Here is an 8,253-nt window from a genome sequence, read left to right on the forward strand (position 1 = left end):
GGTGTTTACCGTCGCGATGATGGCCCGGTTGCCCCGCGCGAGGTCGTCACGTGCACGCGTCTCCAGCTCCCGCGAGACCATGGTGGTCACCACGATCGTGAGTGCCGCGACACCCAGGGCCACGATGCCGACGACGAGCAGCGTCAGGCGGGCGCCCACGCTCATGCTGCGCGCAAAGGCGCGACTACCGATCCTGTTCATATGAAGCCTTTGCGAAGTCATCGGGCATCCCTTGCGGACACCCTTACACCGGCGTTGTCGGCAGACTTCCGGCGGACTTTAGGCCTTGGGGCGCATTCTCCTGGGCTGGTGAGACGGCGAAAACCGCCGTCTCACCGATTTGTCTGGCAAATCGTTCTTGTCTGGCAAATCGCTCAGCCGGTGTTCTGCAGACCCTGCGACACCCCATTGACGCAGGCCACCAGCGCATTGAGCAGGGCATCGTCCTTGCCGCCCGTGGCGCGCCAGCGCCTGAGCAGGTCGACCTGGAGAAGGCTCATGGGGTCCACGTAGGGATTGCGCAGGCGGATCGACGTGGCCAGGCGCGGATCGCCTGCAAGCAATTCGTCGGCACCCTTGAGCTTGAGGACCCAGGCCACCGTTCTTTCAAACTCCGCGCGGATCATCGGAAAGAAGCGCTCGTGCAGGGGGCCGGCAAGTCGGGAGAAGGCTTCGGCAATGTCGATGTCTGCCTTGGCCAGCACCATTTCCACGTCGTCCAGCATGGTCGAGACGAAGGGCCACTCGCGTGCCATGTTCACGAGATGCTCTTCCCCGCACTCCTTCGCCACGACATCCAGGGCACTGCCCAGGCCGTACCACCCGGTGAGCACGGCGCGGCACTGTGTCCAGGAGAATACCCACGGAATGGCGCGCAGATCTTCGACGCCCTTCATGCTGCGACGGCGCGCGGGACGCGAGCCGAGCGTCATGCGCTCGATCACGTCGATGGGGGTGGCGCCACGGAAATAATCGACGAAGCCTTCGGTATCGACGAAGGCGCGATACGCCTTGCGGCTTTCCGCCGAGAGCTTCGCCATGGTGTCCTTCCAGCCCGGCTCGCGTACTTCCACGTCGCGCGGGCGCAGCGAGGCGCGCATCACCGCGCCCAGCGTCTGCTCGAGGTTGCGCACGGCCAGCGCGCGAATACCGTATTTGCGATGAATCACCTCGCCCTGCTCGGTGACGCGCAGCACGCCGCCGACGGAACCCCGCGGCGAGGCCATCAGGGCCGGCGTGATGCGTGAACCGCCACGGCTGGCCGAGCCGCCGCGACCATGAAAGAAGGCCACACGGATGCCGGCCCTCTCCGCTACCTCGAGCAGATCGACCTGGGCGCGCTGCAGGCTCCACTTCGACGCCAGCGTGCCCCCGTCCTTACCGCTGTCCGAGTAGCCGAGCATCACCCACTGGCGATCGCCTCGGGCCTTCAGGTGCTCGCGATAGACCGGGTCGTCGAGCAGGGCCTGCAGGGTTTCCGCACCGCCGGCGAGATCGTCGATGGTCTCGAACAGGGGCGCGACGTCGAGCGGCACGCGTCCGTCTTCGACCAGGCCGCCGCGCCGCGCCAGTGCCAGCACGGCGAGCACGTCCGCCGCGCTTTCGGCCATGCTGATGATGTACAGGCCTGTAGCCTCGTGGCCGTAACGCTTGCGCGAATCCGCCAGGGTGGCGAATACATCGCGCAGCATCGTCGCGGCCTCGTTGCCATCGCCGGCGACGAAACTGCGCTCGCCGGCGGCGTAGGGACGCAGCATCTTTACCCGGGTGGGCGTGTCGTGGTTCGCGAACTCCGCGTCGTCGAGCAGTGCGGACAGCGCTTCGTCATGCACACGCGCATCCTGGCGTACGTCCAGACGAGCCAGGTGGAAGCCAAACGTACGCGCGCGCCAGAGCAGGCGCCCGACAACGTAGGCACCGGCATGCTTGCCGCCGTGCGCGACAAGGCTCTTCTGGATCAGCGCGATGTCGTCGATGAACTGGTCTGCCGAGGCGTACGCCGCGGCCTCTTCGTGCAACGTCGCGTCGAGCCGCGCGGCGACGAACTTCAGGAAGCTTCGGTACGGCATATCCGCATGACGCGGACGGATAGCCGCCGCGGCGGCGGGGAGTTCGTCGTGGTAGCGCTCCAGCCGGCGAACGAGCTGGTCGTCGAGCGCCACGCGGTCGTCGGTCTGGCTGAGCAGCCGACCCAGTTCGCCGGCGTCGTCAAGGTAACGCTCCAGCACCAGGGAACGCTGCGCACCGAGCGTTGCCGCAATGGTCTCGGCATTGACGTTCGSATTACCGTCCATGTCACCGCCGACCCAGGTGGCGAAACGCAGCAGACGCGGAAGGGTCACGCCTTCACCGTAGGTCTCCGCGATGGCCTGCTCCAGCGCTTCGTAAAGCGCCGGCAGCACACGGTAGATCGGTCGGGCGATATAGAAGCCCACATGATCGAACTCATCCTGCACGCTCGGCCGTACCGGCGAGGCCTCCGCCGTCTGCCAGCCGGCGGACAGCGCCATCAGGATGCGTGCGTCGTCGTCGCGAAGCTCCTGCGGCGTACGCGTCGGGTCGAACTCGTCGACCAGCGCGCGCACGATCTCCTGCTCCTTTTCCAGCAGCGAGCGGCGGACGGCCTCGGTGGGATGYGCGGTGAAGACCGGCTCGACATCCAGGCGGCCGAGCAGCGCGGTGAGCTCCTCGCGACTGACCCCGTCCTTCTTGAGTCGGGTCAGCACGGCGGCCAGCGACTCCGGCTGGGGCGCGCCGCCTTCCCGTTGGTAGTCGCGACGACGGCGAATGCGATGAACGCGCTCGGCCGTGTTCACCGCCTGGAAGTAGGTGGCAAAGGCGCGGGCCAGCGATTCGGCGTCGGCCGCCTCCAGGCCGGTCAGCGGCTCGGCAAGGGCATCCACGGCGGCGCCACTGCGCCGGCGGTGGATGGCCGTCGTCCTTACATGTTCCACGCGCTCGTAAAAGGCCTGGCCGCCCTGCTCGGCGAGCATCTGGCCAACCAGGGTACCGAGGCGGCGCACGTCCTCGCGTAGGGGGCCGTCGTGGGGCAGGAATTCGGGATCGCGTGCGGCTTCCATCGGGCGCTCTGCAGTCATCGGAACCCCGAGAGTACCTAAAAAAGTGTGTTCATCCCTGCATCCGGATTCCGCGATACAATGGGAGACCGTTTTGCCCGCCGAGGGGCGCTGCGACCATGGGATCCCCCATAGGCCAGGCTCGGCGCGGCCTCCTGTACAACGGCGCCCCCGTAACCAATCGGAGCTACGCCCCATGAACGCCGTTACCAAAGACACCGCATTCCAGGACTTCAAGGTCCGCGATATCACGCAGGCCGCCCTCGGTCGCCGTCGCATCCGTATGGCCGAAGAAGAAATGCCGGGCCTGATGCAGATCCGTGCGCGCTACGCCAAGGAGAAGCCGCTTCAGGGCGTGCGCCTCTCCGGCTCGCTGCATGTGACCAAGGAAACCGCCGTCCTCGCCGAAACCCTGCGCGAGCTGGGCGCCTCGGTGCGCTGGGCATCCTGCAACATCTTCTCCACCCAGGACGACGTCGCCGCGGCGCTCGCCGAGGGTGAACTGCCGGTGTTCGCCTGGAAGGGCGAGTCGCTGGAAGAGTACTGGGACTGCACGCTCGACATGCTGACCCACCCGGGCGAACTCGGCCCGCAGCTCATCGTCGACGACGGCGGCGACGCGACGCTCTTCATCCACAAGGGTGTCGAACTCGAAGACGGCAGCGACTGGGTCAACACGCCCAGCGGCAACCACGAAGAGCAGGTCATCAAGGACCTGGTCAAGCGCACCGCCGCCGCCCGTCCGGGCTGGTTCAAGAAGGTCGCCGCCGAATGGCGCGGCGTCTCGGAAGAGACCACCACCGGCGTGCATCGCCTGTACCAGCTCGCCGAAGCCGGCAAGCTGCTGGTCCCGGCCATCAACGTCAACGACTCGGTGACCAAGAGCAAGTTCGACAACCTCTACGGTTGCCGTGAGTCGCTGGCCGACGGCATCAAGCGCGCGACCGACCTCATGGTCGCCGGCAAGGTGGCCGTTGTCTGCGGTTACGGTGACGTGGGCAAGGGTTGCGCGCATTCGCTCAAGGGCTTCGGTGCCCGCGTGATCGTCACCGAAATCGATCCGATCAACGCCCTGCAGGCGGCGATGGAAGGTTTCCAGGTCACCACGATCGAAGAGACCCTCGGCCTCGGCGACATCTATGTCACCACCACGGGCAACAAGGACATCATCACGCTCGAGCACATGGCGGCGATGAAGAACAACGCCCTGGTCTGCAACATCGGCCACTTCGATAACGAAATCCAGATGGACCGCCTCAACGGCGCGAAGGACGTCACCCGCGAGACGATCAAGCCGCAGGTCGACCGCTACACGTTCGCCAAGGGCAACGCCATCTACATGCTGGCCGAAGGCCGCCTGGTGAACCTCGGTTGCGCCCACGGCCACCCGAGCTTCGTCATGTCGAACAGCTTCTCCAACCAGACGCTCGCGCAGTTGGACCTGTGGGCCAACAAGGACACCTACGAGAAGACGGTGTACCGCCTGCCGAAGAAGCTCGACGAGGAAGTCGCTCGCCTGCATCTGGCGCAGATCGGCGTGAAGCTCACCGTGCTGACCAAGGACCAGGCCGACTACATCGGCGTGCCGGTGGAAGGCCCGTACAAGCCGGATCATTACCGCTACTGATCCATCGCTTCATTGCGATATCGAAGGCGCCCCTCGGGGCGCCTTTTTTTGTCCGGGCTGTCGTAGGAGCCGATTCATCGGCGAATGGGTACTCGCGACGACCTGGCCGCTGCCGCGGGATCGCCGATGAATCGGCTCCTACAGGGGTCACGCAAGTCGGCCGGGGGCCAGCCGATATCGAATAGCCATCTTTCCATCTGGATGGAAAGATATATACTCAGGCCATCGTTCCGGGAACCGCACCCATGCCCGCCATCAGCTTCGAGTTTTTCCCGCCCAAGACCGACGAGCAGCGCGCCCAGCTCGACGCGGCCGTCGCCCGTCTCAAACCGCATGCGCCCGACTACGTCTCGGTCACCTTCGGTGCCGGCGGCTCGACCCTGAGCTATACGGACGAGACAGTGAAACGCCTGCGTGTCGAGCATGGCCTGTCGGTGGCACCGCATCTGTCGTGCATGGGCGGTACGCGGGCCGAGATCGCCGCCCTGCTCGACCTCTACAAAGCCACCGATTGCCGCCGCATCGTCGCGCTGCGTGGCGACCTGCCGTCGGGCATGGCGTCYCCCGGTGACTTCCGCTATGCGGCAGAGCTCGTCACCTTCATCCGCGAGCACAGCGGCAACCACTTCCACATCGAAGTGGCCGCCTACCCGGAAACGCATCCCCAGGCCGAAAACGCCCTCCACGACTTGCATCACTTCAAGGCAAAGGTCGACGCGGGTGCCGACGGTGCCATCACCCAGTACTTCTTCAATGCCGACGCCTATTTCCGCTTCGTCGACGACGTGACGAAGCTGGGCGTGAACGTGCCCATCGTGCCGGGCATCATGCCGATCGCGAACTTCAGCCAGCTGCGCCGTTTCTCCGAGCAATGCGGCGCGGAAATTCCGCGCTGGATCGTCAAGCGCATGCAGGCCCATGGCGACGACGCGGYCGCCGTACGCGACCTCGGTGCCGACGTGGTGGCCGAGCTCTGCCAGCGCCTGCTCGACGGCGGCGCGCCCGGCCTGCACTTCTATACGATCAACCGGGCCAAGGCGACCCTAGGCGTGCTGGAGCGACTCGCCGCTCGCTAAACGTGCGCGCCGTCACTCTCCGCTGAAGCGTGTACGCGGATGATGGCGCACCACCGCCACGCGTGCCGCCCTCGTGAAACGTGTCCTCGTCCTGCTGTTGCTCCTGATCGCCCTGCCTGCCGCCGCGCAGACGACGATCCACCGTTGCGTCGGCACGGACGGCCGCCCCGTGTTCTCCGACCAGCAGTGCACGAGCATCGGCGCGACATCCATCATGCCGCCGCCGGTTCCGGCGGCCAGCTCCAGCGCCGCCGACGCGCCTGCCGGACCCAGCACCGGCCTGCTGTGTGCGAAAGACGTGGCCGGGCTACGCGAGGGCATCGCCCAGGCGTTCGCCAACCGCGATGCCAACCGCATTGGCGGGCTGATTCTGTGGAACGGTTACGGAAGCGGTGGCGCGGTAGAGAACATCCGAAACATGGAGACGCTGGTCCACCAGCCCCTGTTGGCGGTGGAGGGCAATGAAGCCGGGGGACTCGACGCCGTGACCTCACGGCCCGGCAACGACGCCGCCACCCGGCGCGCCCATTTCAGCGTGGTGCGAGACTCCGGCTGCCTCTGGCTGCGACCGCCGGCCTGAGCCCGGAGGCGCGCGTTGACGCGTCGCGCCATGGCCTGGCTGGCGCCGCGCGTTATCATGGGCGGTCCCCTGGAGAGCGAACCCATGCAGAACTACCCCGATTGGATCTGGCAGAACGGGCAGATCAAGCCCTGGCGCGATGCCACCGTTCACGTCATGGCGCATGCGCTGCACTACGGATCCTCGGTGTTCGAGGGCATCCGCAGCTATGAGACGCCGGACGGCGCGGCCATCTTCCGCCTCACCGACCACCTCAAGCGCCTGTACATGTCGGCCAAGATCTACGACATCGAGATCCCCTACTCGATCGACGAGCTCGCCGCGGCGTGCCGCGACGTGGTCAAGAAAAACGACCTCAAGGCCGCTTACCTGCGCCCCGTCGCCTTCCGCGGCCTGGGTGGTTTCGGCCTCTCGGCCGAGTGCCCCACCGACGTCGCCGTGGCTACCTGGCCGATGGGCCCCTACCTCGGTCCCGAGGCGCTGGAGAACGGCATTGATGCCTGCGTGTCCAGCTGGCAGCGCTTCGCGCCGAACACCATTCCGGCCGGCGCCAAGGCGGGCGGCAATTACCTTTCGGGCCAGCTGATCGCGCGTGAAGCGCGTCGTCTCGGCTTCGGCGAAGGCATCGCACTGGCCTCCACCGGCCTGCTCAGCGAAGGCGCCGGCGAGAACCTGTTCCTCGTGTTCGACGGCGTGCTGCATACACCGCCGGCGAGCGCGTCGATCCTCACCGGTATTACCCGCCACACGTTGATGACCCTCGCCCGCGAGGATGGCATCGAGGTGGTCGAGCGCGACCTGCCGCGCGAGTACCTGTATCTCGCCGATGAAATCCTGATGTGCGGCACGGCGGCGGAAGTCACCCCGATCCGCGCGGTCGACGGCAAACAGATCGGAAACGGCAAGGGCGGCCAGATCACCCGCCGCCTGCAGGAGCTTTACTTCGGCCTGTTCAGCGGCAAGACCGCCGACCGCTGGGGCTGGCTCGAGGCACTCTAAGCCCCCTCCTCCGTAGCGCACGGACGCGCTACRATGCCCCCGCCAGGGAATGAGCCAACAGGACTGGCTAATCAACAGGGGGAAGACATGAAGATCCGTCATATCGCCGTTGCGGCGATCGTCAKTGCGTGCCTGGTCAGTGGGTGCGCCAGTGTCAACAAGGCTGGCCGCGATGCCAGCGAACAAGCAAAGACGTTCTCGCCGATCACCGACAAGGCCGTCGTCTACATTTATCGCGACGAGATCCTTGGCTCGGCCATCAAGCTGCACGTGAGTGTCGACGGTATCGCCGTTGGCGACACCGGACCGAAGAGCTTCCTGCAACTCGCCCTGCCGCCTGGCCCGCATACCATCACCTCCAGGGGCGAAAAGATCTCGTCGCTCTCGCTGGATACACAGGCTGGCAAGACGTATTACGTTTGGCAGGAAGTGAAGATGGGCATGTGGTCCGCGAATAGCATGCTGCACCAGGTCGACACCGACAAGGGGCAGGACGGCGTTCGCGAGTGCGCTCTACTACGCACCGACGCACCGGCGTTCCGCTTGCCGGACGACAGCACGCCGAAGGTCGCCGCACCCGTCGCTTCCGCCCGCGCTGTTGAAGCGACTCCGGGCTCGGCATCGGCTCCGGCCGAAGCAGCACCCGCTTCCATCAGTGCGCAGACCGCTGACGCGACCGCGCCCGCCGTCGGGACGGTCCAGGCAGAAGGAGGTCCAGCCTCCCTCGATCCGCGCGTGACCGTGCCGATGTTCAACGCCGCACAGAACCTCGCCGCCATCCATCAATGCGACCGCATGATTCGCGTCCGTAGCGTCGATGGTGATAACGCACGCCTGTACAGCACGTGCCCGGCCGGTGGAAGTGCGCTGGAGATCGTCTGCAATGGGGCGAAC

At 66.1% G+C, this 8,253-nt stretch carries 7 protein-coding genes and 1 riboswitch; of the genes, 5 read left to right on the forward strand and 2 right to left on the reverse strand.

Annotated features, from left to right (window positions below; genetic code table 11):
- Nucleotides 1–201: hypothetical protein (locus tag AC1DT2_RS11395; protein WP_477296287.1), on the reverse strand; the 201-nt coding region annotated here is incomplete at its 3' end.
- A 173-nt stretch (nucleotides 202–374) separates the two neighbouring features.
- Nucleotides 375–3,080, reverse strand: a complete 2,706-nt coding sequence (gene ppc, locus AC1DT2_RS11400; protein ID WP_477296291.1) for a phosphoenolpyruvate carboxylase — start codon at nucleotides 3,078–3,080, stop codon at nucleotides 375–377.
- Between the two features lie 94 nt (nucleotides 3,081–3,174).
- Nucleotides 3,175–3,255, forward strand: a riboswitch (S-adenosyl-L-homocysteine riboswitch).
- 18 nt (nucleotides 3,256–3,273) lie between these two features.
- On the opposite strand from ppc, the gene ahcY reads away from it, so the two are divergent.
- From ahcY to AC1DT2_RS11425, 5 genes are all read left to right on the forward strand, one after another.
- Complete coding sequence (ahcY, locus tag AC1DT2_RS11405; RefSeq protein WP_213949718.1) at nucleotides 3,274–4,704, forward strand: adenosylhomocysteinase; 1,431 nt, start codon at nucleotides 3,274–3,276, stop codon at nucleotides 4,702–4,704.
- 245 nt (nucleotides 4,705–4,949) lie between these two features.
- Nucleotides 4,950–5,780, forward strand: a complete 831-nt coding sequence (metF, locus tag AC1DT2_RS11410; RefSeq protein ID WP_477296288.1) for a methylenetetrahydrofolate reductase [NAD(P)H] — start codon at nucleotides 4,950–4,952, stop codon at nucleotides 5,778–5,780.
- Nucleotides 5,781–5,853: 73 nt separating this feature from the next.
- Nucleotides 5,854–6,360 (forward strand): DUF4124 domain-containing protein, encoded by a 507-nt coding sequence (locus AC1DT2_RS11415; RefSeq protein WP_477296289.1) that lies wholly within the window; start codon nucleotides 5,854–5,856, stop codon nucleotides 6,358–6,360.
- 84 nt (nucleotides 6,361–6,444) lie between these two features.
- Nucleotides 6,445–7,359 (forward strand): branched-chain amino acid transaminase, encoded by a 915-nt coding sequence (locus AC1DT2_RS11420; RefSeq protein ID WP_477296292.1) that lies wholly within the window; start codon nucleotides 6,445–6,447, stop codon nucleotides 7,357–7,359.
- 87 nt (nucleotides 7,360–7,446) lie between these two features.
- On the forward strand, nucleotides 7,447–8,253 hold an 807-nt coding region (locus tag AC1DT2_RS11425), incomplete at its 3' end, for a DUF2846 domain-containing protein (protein ID WP_477296290.1).

The sequence above is a fragment of the Luteibacter sp. P4_E6 genome, assembly GCF_056401535.1.

Coding starts and splice junctions, on each gene's coding strand:
- AC1DT2_RS11420 (WP_477296292.1), top strand. CDS start 6,445: ATGCAGAACTACCCCGATTGGATCTGGCAGAACGGGCAGATCAAGCCC.
- ahcY (WP_213949718.1), top strand. CDS start 3,274: ATGAACGCCGTTACCAAAGACACCGCATTCCAGGACTTCAAGGTCCGC.